The 22,837-nt window shown below is 63.4% G+C and carries 16 protein-coding genes and 1 pseudogene; 5 read left to right on the forward strand and 12 right to left on the reverse strand.

What is annotated here, in order from left to right; all coding sequences use genetic code 11:
* Nucleotides 1–16 precede the first annotated feature (16 nt).
* The 4 genes from nagZ to FJ979_RS00695 all read right to left on the reverse strand — a co-directional run bounded on the left by nagZ (nt 17) and on the right by FJ979_RS00695 (nt 7,668).
* On the reverse strand, nt 17–1,036 hold the full coding sequence (gene nagZ, locus FJ979_RS00680; protein WP_140517130.1) for a beta-N-acetylhexosaminidase: 1,020 nt from the start codon (nt 1,034–1,036) through the stop codon (nt 17–19).
* A 125-nt stretch (nt 1,037–1,161) separates the two neighbouring features.
* Nucleotides 1,162–4,530 carry an SPOR domain-containing protein gene (locus FJ979_RS00685; protein WP_140579765.1) on the reverse strand — a complete coding sequence of 1,123 codons (3,369 nt, stop codon included), beginning with the start codon at nt 4,528–4,530 and terminating at the stop codon, nt 1,162–1,164.
* A gap of 103 nt (nt 4,531–4,633) precedes the next feature.
* A complete protein-coding gene (gene argS, locus FJ979_RS00690; protein ID WP_140521037.1) occupies nt 4,634–6,391 on the reverse strand; it encodes an arginine--tRNA ligase in 1,758 nt (585 codons plus the stop codon).
* A 62-nt stretch (nt 6,392–6,453) separates the two neighbouring features.
* Nucleotides 6,454–7,668 (reverse strand): deoxyguanosinetriphosphate triphosphohydrolase, encoded by a 1,215-nt coding sequence (locus FJ979_RS00695; RefSeq protein ID WP_140521038.1) that lies wholly within the window; start codon nt 7,666–7,668, stop codon nt 6,454–6,456.
* Nucleotides 7,669–7,795: 127 nt separating this feature from the next.
* Between FJ979_RS00695 and erpA the strand changes: the two genes are divergently transcribed.
* The 4 genes from erpA to FJ979_RS00715 all read left to right on the forward strand — a co-directional run bounded on the left by erpA (nt 7,796) and on the right by FJ979_RS00715 (nt 9,727).
* A complete protein-coding gene (gene erpA / locus FJ979_RS00700) occupies nt 7,796–8,143 on the forward strand; it encodes an iron-sulfur cluster insertion protein ErpA (protein ID WP_140495759.1) in 348 nt (115 codons plus the stop codon).
* Between the two features lie 7 nt (nt 8,144–8,150).
* A complete protein-coding gene (locus tag FJ979_RS00705; RefSeq protein WP_140495758.1) occupies nt 8,151–8,543 on the forward strand; it encodes a VOC family protein in 393 nt (130 codons plus the stop codon).
* Nucleotides 8,544–8,550: 7 nt separating this feature from the next.
* Entirely contained in the window at nt 8,551–9,345 is a 795-nt protein-coding gene (xth, locus tag FJ979_RS00710) for an exodeoxyribonuclease III (protein ID WP_140495757.1), read from the forward strand.
* Nucleotides 9,346–9,409: 64 nt separating this feature from the next.
* Nucleotides 9,410–9,727, forward strand: a complete 318-nt coding sequence (locus FJ979_RS00715) for a hypothetical protein (protein WP_140579767.1) — start codon at nt 9,410–9,412, stop codon at nt 9,725–9,727.
* Nucleotides 9,728–9,763: 36 nt separating this feature from the next.
* On the opposite strand, the gene FJ979_RS00720 is transcribed toward FJ979_RS00715, so the two are convergent.
* From FJ979_RS00720 to FJ979_RS00740, 5 genes are all read right to left on the reverse strand, one after another.
* Nucleotides 9,764–10,591, reverse strand: coding sequence for a tetratricopeptide repeat protein (locus tag FJ979_RS00720; protein WP_140517142.1), 828 nt, complete (start codon nt 10,589–10,591; stop codon nt 9,764–9,766).
* Nucleotides 10,578–12,302 carry a dihydroxy-acid dehydratase gene (gene ilvD, locus FJ979_RS00725; protein WP_140495754.1) on the reverse strand — a complete coding sequence of 575 codons (1,725 nt, stop codon included), beginning with the start codon at nt 12,300–12,302 and terminating at the stop codon, nt 10,578–10,580. The genes FJ979_RS00720 and ilvD overlap by 14 nt, the downstream gene beginning before the upstream one ends.
* Before the next feature lie 307 nt (nt 12,303–12,609).
* Nucleotides 12,610–13,839, reverse strand: coding sequence for an OmpP1/FadL family transporter (locus tag FJ979_RS00730; protein ID WP_140495753.1), 1,230 nt, complete (start codon nt 13,837–13,839; stop codon nt 12,610–12,612).
* 360 nt (nt 13,840–14,199) lie between these two features.
* A complete protein-coding gene (locus tag FJ979_RS00735; RefSeq protein WP_140495752.1) occupies nt 14,200–16,983 on the reverse strand; it encodes a valine--tRNA ligase in 2,784 nt (927 codons plus the stop codon).
* A 259-nt stretch (nt 16,984–17,242) separates the two neighbouring features.
* Complete coding sequence (locus tag FJ979_RS00740) at nt 17,243–17,740, reverse strand: MarR family winged helix-turn-helix transcriptional regulator (RefSeq protein ID WP_140495751.1); 498 nt, start codon at nt 17,738–17,740, stop codon at nt 17,243–17,245.
* 43 nt (nt 17,741–17,783) lie between these two features.
* Between FJ979_RS00740 and FJ979_RS00745 the strand changes: the two are divergent.
* Nucleotides 17,784–19,303, forward strand: a pseudogene (locus FJ979_RS00745) (FAD-dependent oxidoreductase).
* 218 nt (nt 19,304–19,521) lie between these two features.
* Here the strand turns inward: FJ979_RS00745 and FJ979_RS00750 are convergent.
* The 3 genes from FJ979_RS00750 to FJ979_RS00760 form a co-directional block, all read right to left on the reverse strand.
* Nucleotides 19,522–20,349, reverse strand: a complete 828-nt coding sequence (locus FJ979_RS00750; protein ID WP_140579769.1) for a PopZ family protein — start codon at nt 20,347–20,349, stop codon at nt 19,522–19,524.
* A 258-nt stretch (nt 20,350–20,607) separates the two neighbouring features.
* Complete coding sequence (locus FJ979_RS00755; protein ID WP_140495878.1) at nt 20,608–21,987, reverse strand: TolC family outer membrane protein; 1,380 nt, start codon at nt 21,985–21,987, stop codon at nt 20,608–20,610.
* A gap of 178 nt (nt 21,988–22,165) precedes the next feature.
* On the reverse strand, nt 22,166–22,834 hold the full coding sequence (locus FJ979_RS00760; protein ID WP_140579771.1) for a protein-L-isoaspartate O-methyltransferase: 669 nt from the start codon (nt 22,832–22,834) through the stop codon (nt 22,166–22,168).
* Between the last annotated feature and the right edge of the window lie 3 nt (nt 22,835–22,837).

A 22,837-nucleotide genomic window follows, 5' to 3' on the forward strand; every position in this document is an offset into this window, starting at 1 on the left:
CCCGTTCTTCCCTCTGTCAGGCCACCGCATCGAAATAGGTGGCGAATTCGGCGCGTATCTCGGTTTCTTCAGCCGCGTCGCGTTTTTCTATATAGGTCATTGCCCGGTTTGCGCGCTCAAGCGACTTGCCCTCAAGCCCTTTGGTTCGCGATGCGATGCCCGCCATCTCCTCGAAAACGCCGTTGCAGTGAAGGACCAGATCGCAGCCGGCCGCAAGGATCGAGGCCGCCTTTGTCGGGAAATCCCCAGAAAGTGCCTTCATCGAGGTGTCGTCGCTCATCAGCAGCCCATCGAAGCCGATCTCGCGGCGAATGATCTCGTCGATGACCTTGCCGGAGGTGGTTGCCGGGTTTTTCGGATCGATCGCGCTGTAGACGACATGCGCGGTCATGGCCATCGGCAGGTGGTTGAGTTCCCTGAACGGCGCAAAATCGTGCCGCTGCAGCTCGCTCATCGAAGCGTCGACGACAGGCAGTTCGAAATGCGTGTCCGCGAAAGCCCGGCCATGGCCGGGAATATGCTTCATGACCGGCAGCACGCCGCCAGACATCAGGCCTTCCGCCGCGGCGCGGCCGAGTTCGATGACCGGGCGCGGCTCCTTGCCATAGGCGCGCGCGCCGATGACGTCGCTCGCCCCTTCGATCGGCACGTCGAGCACCGGCAGGCAATCCGCCGTGATGCCGTAGCGCAGAAGGTCGAAAGCGTGCAACCGCGCCATCAGCCAGGCGGCACGGGCTCCGGCGTCATGGTCGTCGCGCCACAGCGCACCGAGCGCGCCGCCGGCTGGATAGTTCGGCGCCAGCGGCGGCCGCAGCCGCTGCACCCTGCCGCCTTCCTGGTCGATGAACACCAGCGCGTCCGGCCGTCCGATGCAGTCGCGCATCTCGGCGACCAGATCGCGGATCTGCTCGGTCTCGCTGATGTTGCGGGCAAACAGGATGAAGGCCCACGGGCATTCATTGCGATAGAAACTGATTTCTTCGCGGGTGAGCGATTTCCCGGCACAGCCGAGGATCATGGATTTTGATTCGGTCATGCCGACGAGTCTAGAATCTTCCGCGGCCAAAGGGAATCACGTCGAAAAGTGCAAAAAGAAAACGGCGCGGCGTTGAGGCCGCGCCGGTTCTCAAACTGCTCTCCTCCGACACGGGAGGTGAATGACTACCTCGACACGAAGCAGTTGCCGCCGGCAGCCTTGTAGCTGGTGCACAGATTGATGGCATCGTTGCGCGACTGCGCGGGCACGCGGACGCGGTAGAAAGTCCCCTTGCCGGCGATCTCCGCCTTGACGATGTTGGCGGTGCGGCCGGAAAGCACGCCACCATAGCGACGCTGCAGATCCTGATAGGTCGACTGCGCGCTTTCGACCGTCGGCTGCGAGGCGATCTGCATCGACCACGAACCGCCGCCGGTCGAGGGCGCCGCGGGACTGATGGAGGCAACCTGATCGGGCTTGACCTCGCCGACCACGTCGACCGGCTGGTCGGACGGGCGCTGCGGCGCGACCGGAACCTTGGCCGGCGTGTTGGCCGACTGGGCCTTGGCTTCCGCCTTGGGCTCGGCCACCGGTTTCAGGGCTGGCTCGTCGTCCGCCTGCGCGGCGTCCGGCGCCACCGTGCCGGTCTGGTCGGCATCGGCCTGAGCCGACGGCGCGACATGTTGCGGCGCCGGATCGACCGGCTCCACGGCAGCCACTTTCGGTGCGGCGGGCGCCGGATCCTCACGCGGCACCAGCGACCCGTCCGATTTGACCACCATGGTCCTAACCTTGCGCGGCGCCACGGCGACGACGTCGGGATTTGCGCCCTTGTCGACATCCTGCAGAACCTGCGCGATGCGGTCCTCCGACTTGGCTGCGGGCGCGGCGTTGTTGGCCGGCGCCGCAACGGCAGTCGGAGCATCGCCGCCGTCGCCGTCCGCCATGTCGGCTGCGGTCTGGTCGGGCGAGAGATCGACGGCGCGAGCCGGATCCTTCGCCGCCACATCCACCGGTTCCTCGACATTGGTGACGAGCTTCTGCTGGACCGGCTCGGCGGGCTTGGCGCCCTTGGCGACCGCGTCGTAGACCTTGTTGTCCTGGTTCGGCACCACGGCGCCGCCCGGATTTTCCGGCTTGACCTTGATCGGTGCGTTATCCGCCTTGACCAAGACCGGGGCGTCACTGCCGCCCTGGCCGCCCGGAGACAGCGCGAAGGCGCCGAGGCCTCCGGTGACAACGACTGCACCGACAATGGCGGCGATGAGCAGGCCGCGCCTGCGCGGCGACCCGCCGGCCTCGCGTTCGGCGAGACCAGGAACCGACATCGCCTCGTCCAGCTCGGGATCGTAGTCGAGCTCGTCGACGGCAAAATCGTCGGCCTGTGAAACCGGCTGGCTGCCGGGCAAGTCGTCGACGTCGAAGCCATTGGTGGCGTCGGCATAACCCGCCGGCGCTGTCGCGCGGGCAGACATTTCCGCTGGCCGTGCCGCGTAGGTGCGCGCCTCGGGCTGATAGCCCGGCTTGAGCCCCTCATAGCCCGGCTTGAGCGTCTCATAGCCCGGCTTGAGAGCCTCATAGCCCTGTTCAAAGGCATCGTATCCCGACTTGAAGCCGGGATTGTAGGAGTCGTCGGCATAGGGCGCGCTGGCGTTTGCGGGAGCCGCAGCGACATCCACTGTATTCATCTCGGTCAGCAGATTGGAGAATTCGGCGTCGAGATCGTCGTAGCCGGGCGCGGCCGGCTCGTCCTCTTCGAAGTGCAATTCCGGAATGTCGAGATCATCCTGAAGCGCCACGACGCGCTCCGGCACATCGACGGTCTCGACGTCAGGCATCTCGTCATCGAACGCGGACTGCTCGCGCTGCGCGGCGGCCGGCGCCGCATAAGCGGCAGGCTCGGCCGCACGATAGGTCGGGATCGCGGCAGCCGGCGCCGCCATGGGGGCCGCCGAAGCCATCGGCTGGGCGGTAAAACTCGCCTGTTGCGGCTGCGGGACCGGCGTAACCCGGCTCCACGAGCGGGCCGGCTCGGGCGGCGTGGACTGCGTCGTCAGCCAATCGAGGGGATCGTCGCGGAAAGTTTCCGGCGCGGCGGAATCCGCGGCGAGGTCTTCATCCCGGTCGATTCCTTCAGCCAGGTCGATGCTTGCGGCGAGTTCCGCTTCGAAATCATCGTCTTCAGAGACAGTGGCATGCGCGCCGAGGTCCTGGTCCTGAAGCTCATCGAGCATGAGATCGTCAAGATCGACGTCAGCGGTCGAGACCGCCTGATGCTGCTGCGTCGCCGCAGGTTCGTCCAGGTTCCAGTCGAGGTCACCGGCCGTCGGTTCTTCGTGGGGTTTCGCGGTCGCGGCGACAGGCTGCTGAACCGCGACCTCCTCCTTGGCCACCGGCGCCGGGCGCGCGCTCATGGCGCCCAACAGCGCGTTCAACTCGTCTTCAAGGCTACGCTCGACGGCGGCGGCATGCACCGGTTCGGCCATAGCCGGGGCGGCCGGATGAACGGGGGCAGCCACAGACTCAGCGGCCGGCTCGTCCGTCGCTTCGGCAAGCGCGTCGTTGAAATCCTGCTCGAAAGCATCGTCCAGCGGCTCATCGGCGGCCAGGTCTGCCGCCTCGCCTTCCGCATCCGTCGCCTCGGCGAACACGTCCTCCATTTCGTGCGCATCTGCCGTCTCGGCGGTCACGTCATGCGCGTCAAGCGCATCCGTCTCCGCAGCCACGGGCGCATCGGTCGCGACCGAGTGATCGGCAGCCAGATCGAAATCGATATCCGCCAGCCCGTCGTCGAAAGCCGTGGCGTCATCAAAGCGATCGCCAAAATCCTCTTCGGAAACCGCATGGTTCGCGTTCAGCGCCGCCTCGACGGGAGGCTCGACCGGAGCCGCGGCCGCTTCAGGCTGCTGCTCCGCCACGTGACCATCGAGCATCAGTTCGTCTTCGAGCGAAAGGGCAAAGCCATCGTCGAATTCATGGTCGACGGTAGGCTCCGCGACAGGCTCCGCCACTTCGGCGGCCAAGGCGGGCTCGGCCGCATCGGTCGCGTCATCAAGCCGGAAGTCCTGATCGAGCGATGCCGCAAGCTCGTCCGCCATGGGCAGATCGTCATCGAGCGGCGAAACGCCATCGAGAGAGCTGGCTACCGCATCGTCGAAATCCGTATCGAAAGCGGCATCGACGGTTGGCGCGGCCTCGGCAACAGCGTCGTCGGCACCATGCTCATCGTCGAGCTGCATGTCGTCGAACGCCATGGCGAGTTCGTCATCCATGCCGTCGGTAACGGCGGCGTCGAACGCCGGCTCATCAACATCGGCGACCGTCGCGGCGTTGCCTTCGGCAAAGTCGAAGTCGCCCATCAACTCCTTTTCGAGATCGATGTCGAAATCGACCTCCTGCGCCTGCTGATCAGCGGCGGCTTTCGGTTGGGCGGGCGCCTGTGGCTTGACCGGCTGGCGCGGGTCGAACCCCATGATCCTGGTCAGTTCCGCGAACGGATCATCGTTGGCGATGTCGTTGTTGTCGGCTATTCTCAGCTGGGTTCTGTCTGCCATTATTGTTCCCGAACTCGCACTCATTCGGACGCCATGGACGTCGCGCAGGGTTGGCCCTTACCAGCGCAATGTGGGCAAAAGGTGACAGGTTTTTTAGTCAAACCTAACGCATTTCGGTGGGCGCCGCGGCGCCGATCAGCGTCAGGCCGGACGTCAAGACATCCGAAACAGCCTGCACCAGCCCTAGTCTGGCATGCGTCAATTGTCGGTCGTTAACCTTAACAAAACGTAAGTCCGGATTATCGGTGCCGCGGTTCCAGTGCCCGTGGAAGCTTGAGGCCAGATCGTAGAGGTAGAATGCCAGCCGATGCGGCTCGAGCGCAAGTGCCGCCGACTCGATCAACCGTGGATATTCAGCGAGTTTCCTGATCAGGCCGATCTCGCCTTCGTCGGTCAGCAACGCCACGGCAGCCGCCAGACTGTTGCGATCGAAATTGGCCTCTCCCAACTGCTCGCTCGCCTGCCGGAATACCGAATGGCAGCGCGCCGAAGCGTACTGCACATAGAACACCGGATTGTCCTTGGACTGCTCGGTCACCTTGGCGAAGTCGAAATCGAGCGGCGCATCGTTCTTGCGATAGAGCATCATGAAGCGGATGGGGTCGCGGCCGACTTCCTCCACAACCTCGCGCAGCGTCACGAAATCGCCGGACCGCTTGGACATGCGCACCGGCTCGCCATCGCGAAACAGCTTTACCAGGTTGCACAGAAGAACCGTGAGCTTCACCTCGTCGCCGGCGATCGCCCGCGCCAGCGCTTCCAGCCGCTTGACATAGCCGCCATGATCGGCGCCGAGCACGTAGATCAGTTCGACGAAGCCGCGATCGACCTTGTCCTTGAGATAGGCGACGTCGGCGGCGAAATAGGTGAACGAGCCATCCGACTTGACCAGCGCCCGGTCCATGTCGTCGCCGACCGCCGTCGAACGGAACAGGGTCTGTTCGCGATCTTCCCAGTCGTCCGGCCTCTCGCCCTTGGGCGGCGGCAGCTTGCCTTTGTAGATATGGCCCTTCAGCGTCAGGTCGTTTATCGCCGAGCGGATCTTCCTGGCATTGTCGGCGTGCAGCGTGCGCTCGGAGAAGAACACGTCATGATGCACGTTGAGCAGCGCCAGATCCTCGCGGATCATCGCCATCATCGCGTCGATGGTGCGGTCCTTGACGATGGCGAGCGCCTCTTCGTCCGGCATCTGCAGCAAGGACCGGCCGAATTCCTTGGCCAGCGCCTGCCCGACCGGGACCAGATAGTCGCCTGGATAGAGCCCGGCCGGGATCTCGCCGACCTCGTCGCCAAGCGCTTCGCGATAACGCAGCATCACCGAGCGCCCGAGAACGTCGATCTGCGAGCCGGCGTCGTTGATGACATATTCCTTGGTCACGTCATAACCGGCAAAGGCCATCAGATTGGCAAGCGCATCGCCAACGACGGCACCACGGCAATGGCCGACATGCATTGGCCCCGTCGGGTTGGCCGATACATATTCCACATTGGCCTTCCTGCCGCCGCCGATGCTGGAGCGGCCGTAATTGCGGCCCTCGCCCAGAAGCGTCGTGAGATGTGCCTGCCAGAAACCGTCCTTGAGCCGCAAATTGACGAAGCCCGGGCCAGCAACCTCGGCGGCCGCGATATCCTTGTCGTCCCGCAGCGCGAGCGCCAGGCGCTCAGCCAGCACCCGCGGGTTCTGGCCGGTGGGCTTGGCCAGCACCATCGCCGCATTGGTCGCGAGATCGCCATGGCTGGCATCGCGCGGCGGCTCGACGGCGATGCGCGACAGATCGGGCGAAACACCGTCACTGTCTTTCAGATCAAGCGCTTCGACGGCTTTTATGATTCGCGCGGTGAAGTCGGCGAAGATGTTCATGGGTATGACTCTGGCGGCTTTGCAGGGAATCCGGCTTGTTGGCCGGCAAAATCGAGCCCGCCCTAGCTCAAATCCGGCGTATGGTCAAACAAACGCCGGTGTTCCTTCAGCGCGTAGGTGTCGGTCATCCCCGCCAGGAAGTCGGCCACGCTGCGCGCCTTGATGCGATCCTCGGCCCGGTCGAGCCCCTCGCGCCAGCCGTCCGGCATAGCGCGCGGGTCGGCGAAATAGACGTCGAACAGGTCCCTGACGATCCGCTCCGCATCGGCGCGCACGCGCATGACTTCCTTGTGCCGGTAGAGGTGCTTGTAGAGAAAGGCCTTCAGCTCTTTCTCGGCGACGGCCATTTCGGCGGAAAAGGTCACCATCGTCTCGCCCGCCGCCCTCACCGCATCGGCGCTCCGCGGCCCGGTGCGTTCCAGATTGGCGGTGGTCGACCTGATCACGTCCTCGACCATGGCCGTAATCTGGCGCCGCATCAGCTCGTGGCCGGTGCGCACCTCGTCGAGATTGGGATAGCGCGCGCGCACCCCCTCCAGGATTGTGCCCGGCAGCGAGACGGCCTTCAGCATGTCCAGCGTCAGCAGCCCCGCCCTCAGGCCGTCGTCGATGTCGTGCGTGTTGTAGGCGATGTCGTCGGCGATGGCAGCACACTGCGCCTCGATGCCGGCGAACCGGTCGAGCTCGAGGTCGTGCAGTTCCGAATAGTCGCGGATCGCCTGCGGCACCGGACCCTTCAGGCCCTTGCCGTTGGCATCGGTCAGCGGACCATTGTGCTTGACCAGGCCTTCCAGCGTTTCCCAGGTCAGATTCAGCCCGTCGAACTCGGCGTAACGCGCTTCCAGCCTTGTCACGATGCGAAGCGATTGCGCGTTGTGGTCGAAGCCGCCCCAATCAGCCATCTTCTCGTTGAGGGCGTCCTCGCCGGTGTGGCCGAAGGGCGTGTGGCCGAAATCATGCACCAGCGCCACCGCTTCAGCCAGATCCTCGTCGCCGCGCAGCGCCCGCGCCAGAGCGCGTGCGATCTGCGCCACCTCGATCGAATGGGTCAGCCGGGTACGGTAATGATCGCCTTCATGGGCGATGAAGACCTGCGTCTTGTGTTTCAGCCGGCGGAACGCGGTGGAATGGATGATGCGGTCGCGGTCGCGCTGGAACGGCGTACGGGTCGGGCTTTCGACCTCTTCGAACAGGCGCCCGCGCGAGCGCGCCGGATCGCTGGCATAGGCCGCGCGGGGCCTATAGCCGAATCCGATGTCGCCCAACTCGTTGGTCATGGTCGATGCCGCCTGACTTTGGCCGCCTGACTTTGGCCGCTAGACTATGGCCGCCAGACTATGGCCGGTTGACTTGGCCCTTCGCGCTTCATACCTATCATGTGAAACCGAAAGCAAGGTGACGCCCATGGGCGCGGATGCCAAGACCGCCATGAAAGTCGAGATGACCGATGCCGCCGCAAGGCGGATCGCCAAGATTGTGTCGGACGAGGCCGGCAAGACGGCGTTGCGCGTTTCCGTCGAAGGCGGCGGCTGCTCCGGCTTTTCCTACAAGTTCGATCTGGTCGACGCGCGCAACGACGACGATGTCGCCATCGAGAAGGACGGCGCCACGGTTCTGATCGATGATCTGTCGCTGGTCTATATGGGCGGGTCGGTGATTGATTTCGTCGACGACCTGATGGGCCAGTCGTTCCAGATCCGCAACCCGAATGCGGTCGCCTCCTGCGGCTGCGGCACAAGCTTCTCCATTTAGGAACAACATGCCTGCCATTGGCGCGGTTCGTCAGGTCGCGCTCTCGGCCGGGCGAGACCTCGACGCGACTCTGGCCTTCTGGTGCGACGTGCTCGGGATGAGCGTGCATGTGCGTTACGATCCGCCGGGCATCGCCTTCATCATGGCCGGCAGCGTGCGGCTGCTGTTCACCGACGGCATTCCGGCCGGAACCGTCTATCTCGACATATCAGGTCTCGAGGATTTCCACGCCGGCGCGAAAGCTGCGGGCGTTCCCTTCACCGCGCCTCCAACGCTTGTTCATCGCGACACCGAGGGCCAGTTCGGTCCGGCGGGGGAAAGCGAGTGGATGGCCTTTCTAAAGGATCCCGCAGGCAATACGATCGGCCTGGTCGAACGTCTTGCCCCGGAAGAACATTGAGGCCGCCATGAAGATCGTCACCTGGAACATCAACGGCATTCGCGCCCGCATCGGCAATCTCACCCATTGGCTGACCGAAAGCGCCCCCGACATCGTCTGCCTGCAGGAGATCAAGACGGTCGACGAGCAGTTCCCGCGCGCCGAGATCGAGGCGCTTGGCTACAATGTGGAAACCCACGGCCAGAAGGGTTTCAACGGCGTCGCCCTGCTGTCGAAATTGCGCTTCGACGAGGTCATCAGAGGTCTGCCCGGCGACGACGCCGACGAGCATGCGCGCTTCATCGAAGGCGTGTTCTCGACCGACAAGGGCGCATTGCGCGTCGCCTCGCTCTATCTGCCGAACGGCAATCCGATCGATGACGAGAGGAAATTCTCCTACAAGCTGTCCTGGATGGCACGGCTGGAGCGCTGGGCCGAGGAGCGGCTGAGGCTGGAGGAAGCCCTGGTGCTGGCCGGTGACTACAACGTCATTCCCGAACCTGTCGACGCGAAGTTCCCGGAGAACTGGCTGAATGATGCGCTCTTCCAGCCGCAGACGCGGCAGGCGTTCCGCAGGTTGAAAAATCTCGGCTTCACCGAAGCGGTGCGTTCGGTCACCGATGCGGGCGACACCTTCACCTTCTGGGACTACCAGGCCGGCGCCTGGCAGAAGAACAACGGCATCCGCATCGACCACCTGCTGCTGTCGCCCGAGGCCGCCAACCGGTTTTCATCGGCCTCGATCGAAAAGCATGTGCGCGCCTGGGAAAAACCGTCCGACCACGTGCCGGTGGCCATCGATCTCGATTTGCTGCCGGCCTGAGGGAGACCCCGGGCCCGCGCTGGACCTCGTATCGCCACAATCAGGCGCATGATGGGAGATCATCATGGCGGCTGGGGTTCCCATGACCATACGACTTGTCCTTTGTCCGATCGGCCTGGCATTCGCTGTCGCCGTCCCTGCGGCGGCTTTCGCCGCCGAGGAATGTCTTGCCAATGGAAAATCCTACCCGGTCGGCCAGGTCGCCTGTCTGACGATCGCCGACAAGAACCACCTCGCCCGCTGCGAGATGGTGCTCAACAACACCTCATGGACGAAAGTCGGGGACAGCTGCCCGCAAGACAGGCTGGCGCCGCACCGGCGGATGACGCCGATCTCGGCGCCGGCTCCCAGCATGGTGCCGGCGGAGCCGACCGAGAATTAATGTCTGATTAGCGATCTCCTCGTGGGGAGATCATCCTTACTGATCGGCGCTGTTGCCCTTGGTCAGGATGTCGTCAGCGAGCGAGATCGCTGTGCGGCGGTCGGCTTCGCCGGCGGCGGCAAAGGCCTCCTCCTGCATGCCGCGGATCCAGGGCTGGTCGGCGGGCGCCGCACGTTCGAGTGCTGCCGTCATCATCGCCAGGCCGCGCACGATCTTGCCGCTCTGGAACAACAGATGGCCAAGCGTCGCCTGCGCGCCGGCATGGCCTTTTTCGGCGGCGAGCTGGAACCAGCGCCCGGCCTGCTTGACGCTGGCCTTCACGCCGCCCTCGCCCTTCAGGAACATCTGCCCCATCTCGAACTGGGCATTCGGGTTGCGGTAGTTGGCGGCGGCGCGCATGTAATATTCCTGGGCCGCCACTTCGTTCTCGGTCACCGGGCTGCCGGGAATGCCCTTGCGCAAATAGTCGCCCAGCGCCACCAGCGCGTCGGAAACGTAGCTTTCTTCCGGTGAGCCGGGCTCGACGTCCTGATCGACGATCTCCGAGAAGAACTTGAACGCCTCGTAATCGTCGCGCGCCACGCCGTCACCCTCGGCATACATGCGGGCAAGCTTCCAGGTAGCGCCGATCTGGCCGTTCTCGGCGGCGTATTTATAGGCCTCCGCGGCCTGTTCCTTGTGGCCGTTCTTGTAGGCGGAGAAACCGAACTGGAACACCGCCCAGGGGCTCGACTGCGGCTTCACGCCGGTCTTGTCGTCGAACACCTTGTCGTCGAAGGCCATGGCCTGGCCGACGGCGCCAAAGATCGCTAACGCGACCAGTGCCGGAAGGACAGACGACCTCAACAACTCAGATGTCCGCATAGCAGTGTGTTTCTTTCGCACCGCCCGGATGGGTGACTGCGCCGTCGCGGGCGGAACCTACCGTCTGTGCGTATTTCCATATCGCGCCGGACTGATAGTCGGTCGTGCGCGCCTTCCAACTCTTTGCCCTCGCAGCCAGTTCCCTATCGGACAACGCCACATCGATCGTGCCGTTCACGGCATCTATAGAGATCACATCGCCGTCCCGGATGAGGCCGATCGGACCGCCAACGGCTGCCTCCGGCCCGACATGGCCGATGCAGAAGCCGCGCGTCGCGCCCGAGAAACGGCCGTCTGTGATCAGCGCCACCTTGCCACCCATGCCCTGGCCGTAGAGTGCCGCCGTCGTCGACAGCATCTCGCGCATGCCCGGTCCGCCGCGCGGCCCTTCGTAGCGGATGACGAGAACTTCGCCTTCCCGGTAGTTGCGATGCGTCACCGCTTCGAAACATTCCTCTTCCGAATCGAAGCAGCGCGCTGGGCCGGAGAACTTCAACTCCGTCATGCCCGCGACCTTCACGATCGCGCCTTCGGGGGCAAGGTTTCCCTTCAAGCCCACGACACCGCCGGTTTGGGTAATAGGTCTGTCGGCCGGGCGGACCACATCCTGGTGTTCATTCCAGGCAATATGCTCCATATTTTCGGCCAAAGTGCGGCCAGTGACCGTCAGGCAATCGCCATGCAGGTAGCCGTGGTCGAGCAGCGTCTTCATCAACAGCGGAATGCCGCCGGCCTCGAACATGTCCTTGGCGACATATTTGCCGCCGGGCTTGAGGTCGGCGATGTATGGCGTCTTCTCGAAAATCCGGGCGACATCGAACAGGTCGAACTTGATGCCGGCCTCATGCGCTATGGCCGGCAAATGCAGCGCCGCATTGGTCGAGCCGCCGGTGGCCGAAACCACCGTCGCCGCGTTCTCCAGTGCTTTCAGCGTGACGATGTCGCGCGGCCGGATGTTCCTGGCGATCAGTTCCATGATCTTTTCGCCGGAGGCGAAGTTGAAACGATCGCGCATTTCATAAGGCGCCGGCGCGCCGCAGGAATAGGGCAGTGCCAGACCGATCGCCTCGGCCACGGTCGCCATCGTGTTGGCGGTGAACTGGGCGCCGCAGGAGCCGGCCGAGGGACAGGCGGCCTGCTCGATTTCAAGCAGTTCGGCATCGCCGATCGTGCCGACCGAGTGCTGGCCGACCGCTTCGAACACATCCTGCACGGTGATCTGGCGGCCGCGGTAGCTGCCGGGCAGGATCGAGCCGCCATAGATGAAGATCGACGGCACGTTGAGCCGCACCATGGCCATCATCATGCCGGGCAGCGACTTGTCGCAGCCGGCGAGCCCGACCAGCGCGTCGTAGCAATGGCCGCGCATGGTGAGCTCGACCGAATCGGCGATGACCTCGCGCGACACCAGCGACGACTTCATGCCCTGGTGGCCCATGGCGATGCCGTCGGTGACGGTGATGGTGCAGAATTCGCGCGGCGTGCCGTTGGCGGCCGCGACGCCCTTCTTGACCACTTGCGCCTGGCGCATCAGCGAAATGTTGCAGGGCGCCGCTTCGTTCCAGCAGGAGGCGACGCCGACCAGCGGCTGTGCGATCTCGGCCGCCGACAGGCCCATGGCATAGAGATAGGAGCGATGCGGCGCACGCGCCGGACCGACGGTCACATAGCGGCTGGGGAGCTTAGCCTTGGAGATGACTTTGGCGTCCATACTCTTCCTTGCCCCACATCTTCCTCGCAAGAGGGCGGTGCGGCCTGCTCCCATCGCCGAGCCTTTTGGCGCGTGTCCCGAGACAAGATCGAGGTGCGCCGGGTTTATGGCGGGAAATGGGCAATTTCGTCGGCCTGACTTCTAGCGCAGGGGTTGTTCAGAAAGTGTTGCCAAAACATCACAACGACACGAGGCGGAGCTGGTGCGGTTTATCTGCAACGCAGCCCTGGGGCCGACAGGCTCGGCCACAGCCCCGGAACGAAAAAGGCCGGGCATTGCCCGGCCTTTCATTTGATTTTACAGAGACTTAGAACTTGATCTTCACACCACCAGAGATCGCCGTGATCAGATCATTCCCGAAATCATAGCTGGCATCCTCGCCTGCAACATAGCCGTTCTCACCAGCCAATGTCCCCGAGTGGCCGCTGGTCAAAACGCCGACCGCTCCAGCGAGCCGCACTTCGATGTTGGGCTGCGGCGTATAGGCGACGCCGCCGCCCAGGGTCCACGTATCGGTCTGCGCACCATAGCCATGCGAGGTGCCACGATCCCAGGTCAATTGACCGGCGGCACTCCATTGATCATTGAACTTGTGGCCGATACCACCTGAAACGGTCCAGCCGTCACGATACATCAGGTCGAGCGACGTCACCTGACCCGGGCCGTTCGTGAAGCAAGCCGCCCCAGGCGCAATTGTTGGACAGATCGGAACGCTCTGCAGCACGCTCCAGTTGACCCACTTGATTGAGCCGAAGGCCAGCCAGTCAGGCGCAATACCGGACTGCAGTTTCAGTTCCAGCGAATCCGGCATCGACTCCTCTGCGCCATAGATCGGCCGAGAACCTCCAAGAATAGCTGGTAAGGTGAGTGTGCCCGAAATGTTGTCTAGCTTGACTTTCGAATTGTAGACCAAGCTGGCGCGGAGCGCGATATCAGGGATTTCGTAGGCAACGCCGGCGCGCCAGCCCCAACCGTTAGCCTCCAGATCGACACGACCAAGCAGCGGTTGTCCGAGGGGAGTAAAACCGACCAAGCTTTCCTTGAAGCCTGAAATGTCCTGATAGAACAACCCGCCGATAAAGCGGAGCTGGCCCTTGCCAGCATCAAACTTGTAGGAACAGGTGCCGGCGTAATTGTTGCTCTTGATATCAGTCTCGACGTTAGAAAGCGCTCCGTTCCACATACCTGGTGCGGTATGCGCGCCCCAAGGCTGCGAATAATCGACCATGCAGTCGACGCCCTGCACAACCTGGGCCTTCATTCCTATGCGCGGTACCCAATAGCCCTCGGCTCCGTCGGCCGAGGTACCAAGGCCGAGATTGGCTCCGCCGGGACCACGCGCATTCTCGTACTTACGGTCCGGCATCACATAGGTCGCTTCCGCGTCCGTCGCGAACGGCGCCGGATCAAACAGCAGGTCGATATCGTAGCCGCCACGTTCCAGGCCGCCGGCATGTGCCGAGCTCATTGCCGTCCCCAGCAAAGCCAGCGAAAAGCACCCTGCCCCCAGCAGTGCTTTCAAACGCAGATTGTTCATGGATGTCCTCCCCGAATAGTCAGTGCATCCAGCTAGAACCAATTCGGGTTAACGGTGCAACAACGAATTCTTGGGGCGTACATGTACATGTCCACCGGACGCATTCCGGACAAAATGCAGACCAGCGCAGCGAGGCAGAAAAACGGTTCGCCGGGCGTGTCTCACTCAGAAAAACGGGAGAAAATCGGCCAAAAAAGGCCAAAAATAATCAGTTTTGAGCAGTCGAATGCCCCATTGTTACATTATGGCAACAATGGGGCGAAAACTTCCGTTTACGTCAACATTAACGCTACGGAATGCCGGTTTCGAGGCAAAAAGCCACCCCATTTTAGAGGGCCCTAAAGTCTCCCGAATCTGCCCTCAACCCGCTTCGCGAACCCTGGCCAGCGCCACCGAAAGCTTGCCCTGCGCCTCGCGGTATTCGGCCAGCTTTTCACGCTCGGCTTCCACGATCTCGGCCGGCGCGCTGGCGACGAATCTTTCGTTCGACAGCTTCTTGTGCAGGCGTGCGATCTCCTCGGTCACCTTGGCCAGTTCTTTCTGCAAGCGCGCGGCCTCGGCGGCGAGATCGATCAGGCTGCCGAGCGGCAGGCAGACCGTTGCCTCGTTGAGCACGATCTGCGCCGAGCCCTTGGGTGCGGCGTCAACCTGCGAGATGTCGCCGACGCGCGCCAGCCGCTTGATCGCGGCGGCGTGGCGCTCCAGCCGTTCGCGGGTAAGCGTGTTGGCTCCGATCACCATCAGCGGCGCGATGGCTGCCGGCGGCACGTTCATTTCCGAACGCACGGAACGAATGCCGGAGACGAGATCAACCAGCCAGTTGATGTCGGCGGCCGCTTCAGCGTCCTCGAAATCCGGCGACGGCCACGCGGCATGGCAAAGCAGCGAAGCGCGCTCCTTGCCCTCGCCCGCGGTCTGCGCCCAAAGTTCCTCGGTCATGAACGGCATCATCGGATGCAGGAGCTTGTAGATTTCGTCGAGCACGAAGGCGACGCAGGCGCGGCTTTCGGCCTTGGCCGCCTCGTCCGTGCCCATGAACACCGGCTTCAGCAGCTCCAGATACCAGTCGCAGAACAGGTTCCAGACGAAGCGGTAGGCCGCCCCCGCCGCCTCGTTGAAGCGATATGAGGTGATGCCGTCCGTGACCTCTCGCGCGGCGCGCGTCAGCTCGGTCAGGATCCAGCGGTTGACCGCCAGCTTGGCGTCGTTCAGCCAGAAATCGTCGTTGCGCGCGACTTCGTTCATCTCGGCGAAGCGCGTCGCGTTCCAAAGCTTGGTGCCGAAATTGCGGTAGCCGGCAATGCGCGCCGGGTCGAGCTTCACGTCACGCCCCTGCGCCGCCATCACCGTCAGCGTGAAGCGCAGCGCGTCGGCGCCATATTCGTCGATGAGGTCGAGCGGGTCGACGACATTGCCTTTCGACTTCGACATCTTCTGCCCGTTCTTGTCGCGCACCAGCGCGTGCATGTAGACGGTGTGGAACGGCTCCTCGTCCATGAAGTGCAGGCCCATCATCATCATGCGCGCGACCCAGAAGAAGATCAGGTCGAAGCCGGTCACCAGCACGTCGGTCTGGTAGTAGGTTTTCAGCTCCGGCGTCTCATCCGGCCAGCCCAGCGTCGAGAACGGCCACAGCGCCGAGGAAAACCAGGTATCGAGCACGTCCTCGTCACGGGTCAGGATTTCGCCCGGCTGGAAATTCTCGAGCTTGTCCTCGACCCAGGCCTTCCAGGGTCCTTCGAGCGCCAGATAATATTCGATCGCGGCACTCAGCGCCTCTTCCTCCGTCTTCTCGACGAAGACGCGCCCGTCCGGCCCATACCATGCCGGAATCTGGTGGCCCCACCAAAGCTGGCGCGAGATGCACCAGGGTTCAATGTTCTCCATCCACTGGAAGTACGTCTTTTCCCAATTCGCGGGTATGATCTTGGTACGCCCCTCGCGCACCGAGGCGATCGCCGGCTTGGCCAGTTCGGCGGCGTTTGCATACCACTGCTCGGTCAGGAACGGCTCGATCGGCACGCCGCCGCGATCGCCATGCGGCACGGCGTGGCGATGCGGCTCGACCTTGTCGAGGAAGCCGCCTTCTTCCATCAATTCGACGATCCTCTTGCGCGCGACAAAGCGGTCAAGGCCGTTGAGTTCATCCCAGACGGCTTGGCGCTCCGGCGTCACCTCGAGCCCGGCGAGGAAATCCTCGTTGTCCCTGAGGTTTACCGCCGCCTCGACGGTGAGGATATTGATCGCCGGCAGCTTGTGGCGCTTGCCGACCTCGAAGTCGTTGAAGTCATGCGCCGGCGTTATCTTAACCGCGCCAGAGCCCTTCTCGGGGTCGGAATACTCATCCGCCACCACGGGAATCTTGCGGCCGACGATCGGCAGGACGACATTCTTGCCGACCAGGTGCCGGAAGCGCTCGTCGTCCGGATGCACGGCGACGGCCGTATCGCCCAGCATCGTCTCGGGGCGCGTCGTCGCCACGATGATGAAGGTCTTCGGGTTTTCCGGATCGAAGGCCACGCCTTCGACGGGATAGCGGAAGTGCCAGAGATTGCCGTTGACCTCCTGCTGCTCGACCTCGAGATCGGAGATCGCGGTGAGCAGCTTGGGATCCCAGTTCACAAGGCGCTTGTCCTTGTAGATCAGGCCTTCCTTGTAGAGCGTGACGAACACTTCGAGCACGGCCTTGGACAGGCCTTCGTCCATGGTGAAGCGTTCGCGCGACCAGTCGGCCGAGGCGCCGAGCCGCTTCAGCTGGTTGAGGATCGCGCCCCCGGATTCGGCTTTCCACTCCCACACTTTCTCGATGAACTGTTCACGGGTGAGGTCGCGGCGATGGATCTGCTTTTCCATCAACTGCCGCTCGACCACCATCTGCGTGGCGATGCCGGCATGGTCCATGCCCGGCTGCCACAGCACGTTCTTGCCGCGCATGCGCTCGAAGCGAACAAGAATATCCTGCAACGTGTTGTTGAGCGCGTGGCCCATATGCAGCGAGCCGGTGACGTTGGGCGGCGGGATGACGATGGTGAAGGCCTCGGCCCCCTCCTCGGCGCCGGCGCCGGCGCGAAACGCGTCGGCCTCTTCCCACACCTTGGCAATCTTCGGTTCGACGGTTTTGGCGTCGTAGGTCTTTTCAAGCATGGGAAAATGGTCCGCGCTGTCGGATTTTTGCTGGTCCGGTGTAAATCGGAAGGCTTTGACCGAGTCAACCGTAGGGGCCGCCTCGGCAACCGGCACAACAGAAAGAGGATCACCGTTCAGATAGTGTCTGTCCCGTATGCGACAATCCCTGGTGGCGTCGGCACTGTCACCGGCTCCAGCCGGAGAGGCATTGCACGCCTACGCCGCCCAATCCCAAATGCCAGCTCGGGTCGTACGAAACGAGGAATAGTGCGACGTCTCAGGACGCGCTGGAGTCCTCTGGTTTTTCTTTCAAAGCTTCGGCGAACTTGCGCATGAGCCGCACGAGTTCGTCGATGTCGTGTGCGTCCCAGCTTTCGAAAACGGCGCGAGCGTTTCTCTCTCGTGCTGCGTCGATCTTGTCGGTCATCGCCTTGCCCTTTGGCGTGACGACAGCCTCATTCACGCGGCGGTCTGTCTCGCTCTGCCGGCGCACGGCCAGGCCAAGGCTTTCGAGCTTCGCCACCTGACGGCTGACAGTGGTGTAATCGCGGCCAGCCCGGTCGGCGAGGTCCACTATCCCGATCGGCCCAAGCCGCTCTATCCCGACCAGCAGAGGAAACAATGCGCGGTCGAGCGCAATTCCGGCCTCCTTTACCATCTGCTCATCGCGCTGAGGCCGGTTCATAAGGCTGGCAATCTCGATCAGCGCTCCGTGGAGTTCACGAATCTGATGACTCCCAATATGTGTATTTTTCACGTTTTTCATTGACGCCACTCCGACTCTCCATTATGTGCATTTTACACACAAGGAGATCGACATGACAAACGGTTTTGCGGCAGATGTGCTCATCTGCGGCGCGGGAGCGGCTGGCCTGACGCTTGGGATCGAGCTTGCACGGCGCGGTATATCCTTCCAGCTCATTGAGAAGATGAGCGAACCCTTCCGTGGCTCGCGCGGCAAGGGCATCCAGCCGAGGACACAGGAGATTTTCGAAGATCTTGGCATTCTCGACAGGGTCGTTGCCGCAGGCGGCGTCTATCCGCCGATGCGCGTGTATGGCGATGACGGCAGCTATATCGAAAAGGACACCGGCGAGCGCCCCGATCCGACGCCGGCAGAGCCTTACGCCATCGCGCTAATGATTCCGCAATTCCTCACCGAGCGGATCATGCGAGAGCGGCTGGCAGAACTAGGCCATAGGGTCGAGTACGGATGTGAGTTGGTGGGTTCGAGCAAGGTGAGAACGGTGTCATGGCACGTCTTGCGGGGCCGAATGGCGAGCAAACCGTTCGCGCACGCTATCTAGTCGGGGCGGACGGCGGGCGCAGCTTCGTACGCAGCGCGCTCGGCTTGAATTTCCCCGGCAAGACGCTGGGCGTGCGTGCGGTCGTGGCGGATGTGCTGTTGACCGGGCTGGACCGCGATGCGTGGCACCAGTTCAACGACGGTGACGTGGAGCGAATGGTCGCGATTTGCCCGCTCGCCGGAACCGATCTCTTCCAGATTCAGGCACCCATTCCGCTGGACGGCGAAGTGGACCTCTCAGCAGAACAGCTGGGGCGCTTGATTAATGAGCGGACCGGCCGCGGCGACGTGCGGGTGGATTCGGTCGCCTGGGCGTCGGCCTACCTGATGAACGCCCGGCTTGCCGATCGCTACCGGGTCGATCGGGTATTCCTCGTTGGCGATGCGGCTCATGTCCATCCGCCAACCGGCGGCCAGGGCCTGAACACCAGCGTGCAGGATGCCTATAATCTGGGCTGGAAACTTGCCGCCGTCCTCGACGGCGCGGATGATTGCCTGCTCGACACCTATGAGCAGGAACGACGTCCGGTCGCAGAATCGGTTCTCGGCCTTTCGACCCGGCTGCTCGACGCCCAGAAACAGGGTGGAATGCACCGCGGCCGCGAGGTGCGCCAGCTCGATATCGCCTATCCGGAATCGCCGCTCTCCAGGGAAATGGCCGAACGCGGCAGCGGCCCGCATGCGGGGGACCGCGCGCCGGATGCCCAAATCAGGGGCGCGGCGGGGCAACCATGGCGACTGTTCCAATTGCTGCAAGGGCCGCATTGGACACTGCTTGTTCATCAAGCCGGGAGAGAGACGGTTGGGCCACTCAAGGGGCTGCATGTCCACCACATCGGCCCGCAAGGCGATGTCATCGATGCCTGGGGACACCTTCGCGATGCTTATGCACTGGCACCGGGCGAGTGTGTGCTGATCCGGCCGGACGGATATATCGGTGTGATGGCGATTCTTGATGCAGACCGAACCGCGAAGCTCGAAACCTATTTGGCCCGCATGGGCCTAGTCCAACCCGGAGAAGACCCGAAATGACTGCCGAGATATGTTCGAACAATGAGGTTGGCGGGCTCTATGCTTGGGTCGGGCCTATATGAAGCGTGGAGCGGCGTGGTCGTGGCAATCGCCATCATCGGAGCTATTATTGCGGCCACCGCCTCCCTCGACATGCCGATCCTGAGATTACCGTGCCTGCGCCAGGGTGAAGGCGCAGCGGTGTCCAACTAGCCACCTAAGGCGACCCGGGAAAATCATTACGCGCCGCGCGCCACGCGCTCGATCTCCTCGCGCACCAGGCGCTCGACCAGCGTTGGCAGGTTGTTGTCCAGCCAGTCCTGCAGCATCGGCCGCAGCATCTCCTCGGCCATCTCGTCGAATGTCTTCTTGCTGCGGCTGGCAAAGGCGTCGGAGAGTTCGCCAAAGGCCGCGGCGACCTGCCGGCCCGTATGCTCGGAAAGGATTGCCGGACGGGCCGCAGGCGTTTCATCCGCCGCCTTGCGCGCCTCGTCGGTGCTCGCCGGGGCGGCGATCGAAGGGGTCCGCTCGAACGCCGGCTCCGGCATCGGCTCGTCCACCGGCGCTTCGGGCTGGACAACCGGCTTGCGAATGCCTGGTATCGCCTTCGCCTGCTCGCCGACCGCTGCGATCTCGCGGCGCCAATCGGCGACGATGGCATCGCTTGCCGCGCCGGCCTCGGGCGTCGCGGGCCTGGCGGTCCTTTCGGCGGGCAGCGGCTCGGCGGCGATCCGGGCGCTCACCTCGGCAAGCGTCATCGACGCCCTTGGTGCCACGGGATCGGTTCGCTCCGGCGCTTCCATGCGCGCGACCGTTGGTTCGGCCGCCGATGTCTGTGCCTGCACCTCCGCCAGCGTGACCGGCTTCCTGACCTCGGGAGCGGCATGCAATTCGGCGCGGAACGCATCGACGTCGGGAGCGGCGCCCGCCGGCTTCAGATCCTGCCGCAAGTCATCGGCATCGTCCGGCTGCTTGCGGCCGCTGTCGCTGTCCTCGATGATCCTCCTGATGGAAGCCAGTATCTCTTCCATGGAAGGTTCGCGCTGTGCGCTGCTTGCCGTTGCCATCGTCACATCCGCCGCCCTTGTGACCTGTTACAGACTTCCGCTCCGGTAAACGCCGGATTCGAATCATGGCGACAGCGTAACCGACGGAGCGCCGTACGAGAATCCCCATTCTGGGGACATGTGGGATTTCAACAGATTAGCGCAATTCGTCGAAAAGCATGTGACGGGTTGCCGGCGCAGTTGCGCAAACAACGAAGCGACCCGGCGTTTCGATCGAACGCCGGGTCGCTTCGAGAGAACTACTCGAATCTGTGGAGTTTAGCGGCCATCCGGCGTGCGCAGGCCGATCCACTTGTCCTTGACGGCATTGTAGTGCTCTTCAGGCCTGTACTTCGTCGCCTGCAGCGCAAGGCGCTCGGCCGAGAGGCGGCCGATCGCCGACAGGATGGCATAACTCGCCACCACAACGTCGTGCTCGGAATTTGCCTGGTTGATCTTGGCGGTGATGACGGTGGCCTGCGCGTTGAGCACGTCCAGCGTGGTGCGCTGGCCGACATTGCGTTCCTCGATGACACCGTTCAGCGCCAGTTGAGCGGCGTCGATCACCTGCCTGTTGGCGGCGACGCTCTGCTGCGCGGCGGTGTATTGCGACCACGCCGAGGCGACGGCCTGGCGCACCTGGTCGCGGCTGACATCGACCTGGATGCGGGCCTCGCCAAGCGATTCCTTGTTCTGTCGCACGACCGCCGAGGTGCGGCCGCCCGAATAGATCGGGATCGTCAGTGTCGCACCGATGTTGGCCGAGGTCGAACCGCCGTTGCTCCCCTGGAGGTCGGGATTGCGATGCAGATAATCCTCCGAAATGCCGGCCGACGCGGAAAGCTGCGGCAGCAATGCGCCCTCGGACGACTTCACCGAAAACGCGGCCGCATCGACCAGATGCTGGGTGGCGAGGATCGCCGGATGCTCGGCCGAGGCGATGGCTATCGCCGAATCGAGGCTCGGCGGCAGCAGCCTGGCCAATGGCGAGGCAGGCCTGAGCTTGCCCGGCTCGTCACCGACGATCTGGTGATAGCTCGCCGCACTTGCCAGCGCCTGCGCGCGGGCAGCGCTGAGCGACGCCACGGCGGAAGCGCGCGACGCATCGGCCTGCGCAACGTCGGTGCGCGTGCCTTCGCCGACCTCGAACCGTGAGCGCGCGGCGCGCGCCTGCTCGGTCAGGAACTGCAGATTCTGCTCCGTCAGCACCGCGATCTGCCGGTCGCGAATCACGTCCATATAGGCCGTGGCCGCGCTCAACAACGTGTTCTCCTCGGTGTTGCGCAGGCTTTCGACGGATGCCTTGACCCGCGATTCGGCTGCCGCCACATTGTTTCTCGTCTGGAAGCCGTCGAACAGGCTCTGGTTTATGACGATGGCCACACTGGCCGACCCCGTCTTGACGTTGGCGCCGCTGGCACGGGTATTCACATAATTCGTGTCGGCCGTCCCGGTGATGGTCGGGCGCCAGCCGGACTTGGCGATGGCCACGCTCTCATCGGTGACGCGTACGCCGGCTCGGGAGGCATTCAGCGAGGAATTGTATTGATAGGCCTTTGCAAGCGCGCCGGAGATGGTTTCGGCCGAGGCGGCCAGCGGGGAAAGCGCGGTCGCCGAAACGAGGACGGCGGTGAAAAGTGACTTGCGTAGAGACGGCACCATTAAACCCTCATTCGTTTTCCATGGGAACCACGCCGCACCGGCTTCTCCTTAGAGAACCGGAGCGGCGTGTCAGAATGTTCCCTGTCGCTCGGCCCAAAGTGCCCCCATTGGGATCAGCAACGATTGTTCAAATGCAAGCGACCATGACAAAGCCTCTGCTGCAAGGCCAAATCATTCAGAATTCGAAAGCATGCTCACGTTCGAACCCGGGTAGTGGCTTAATTGCCGCATTAAATGCCCGTCTACCGGTTACAACCCCCCCTGCTTTGAAAAAAAGCCGCGCCACGCCAGAATTGCCCTGCCCTTCGACCGCGACGAGGCGGCCGCCTTCGGCGAGCTGGTCGAGCAGCGCCGCCGGCACTTTGCCAACGCTGCCGCCCACGAAGACGACATCGTAGGGCGCCTTGGCCGCATATCCCTGCGGCAGCGGGCCCTGGACCACGGTCACATTGCCGCAGCCCAGCGATGAGAGCACCGACTTTGCGGTTTCGGACAGCGCCGAATCACTTTCAAGCGCCACCACGGAGCCCGCCAGTCGCGACAGGATGGCCGAGGCATAGCCGGTGCCGCAGCCGACATCGAGGACCGAATCAGCCTGACTGATCTCGGCCAGTTGCATCAGCTTGGCCAGCGGCGAAGGCTCCATCAGATATCGCGCGCCGCCGGGGCCGTCCGCGATGCGGATGTCTTCGTCGATGTAGGCGAGATTGCGCTGGCGTTCGTCGACGAAAAGCTCGCGCGGCACGGAAAGCATGGCGTCGAGCAGCGGCGTGCTGGTCACGTCGGTGGTGCGGATCTGGCCATCGACCATCTTGACGCGAAGCTCGGAGAAATCAGCGCTCATGTC

This window comes from Mesorhizobium sp. B1-1-6, assembly GCF_006443035.1.
Classification (GTDB): domain Bacteria; phylum Pseudomonadota; class Alphaproteobacteria; order Rhizobiales; family Rhizobiaceae; genus Mesorhizobium.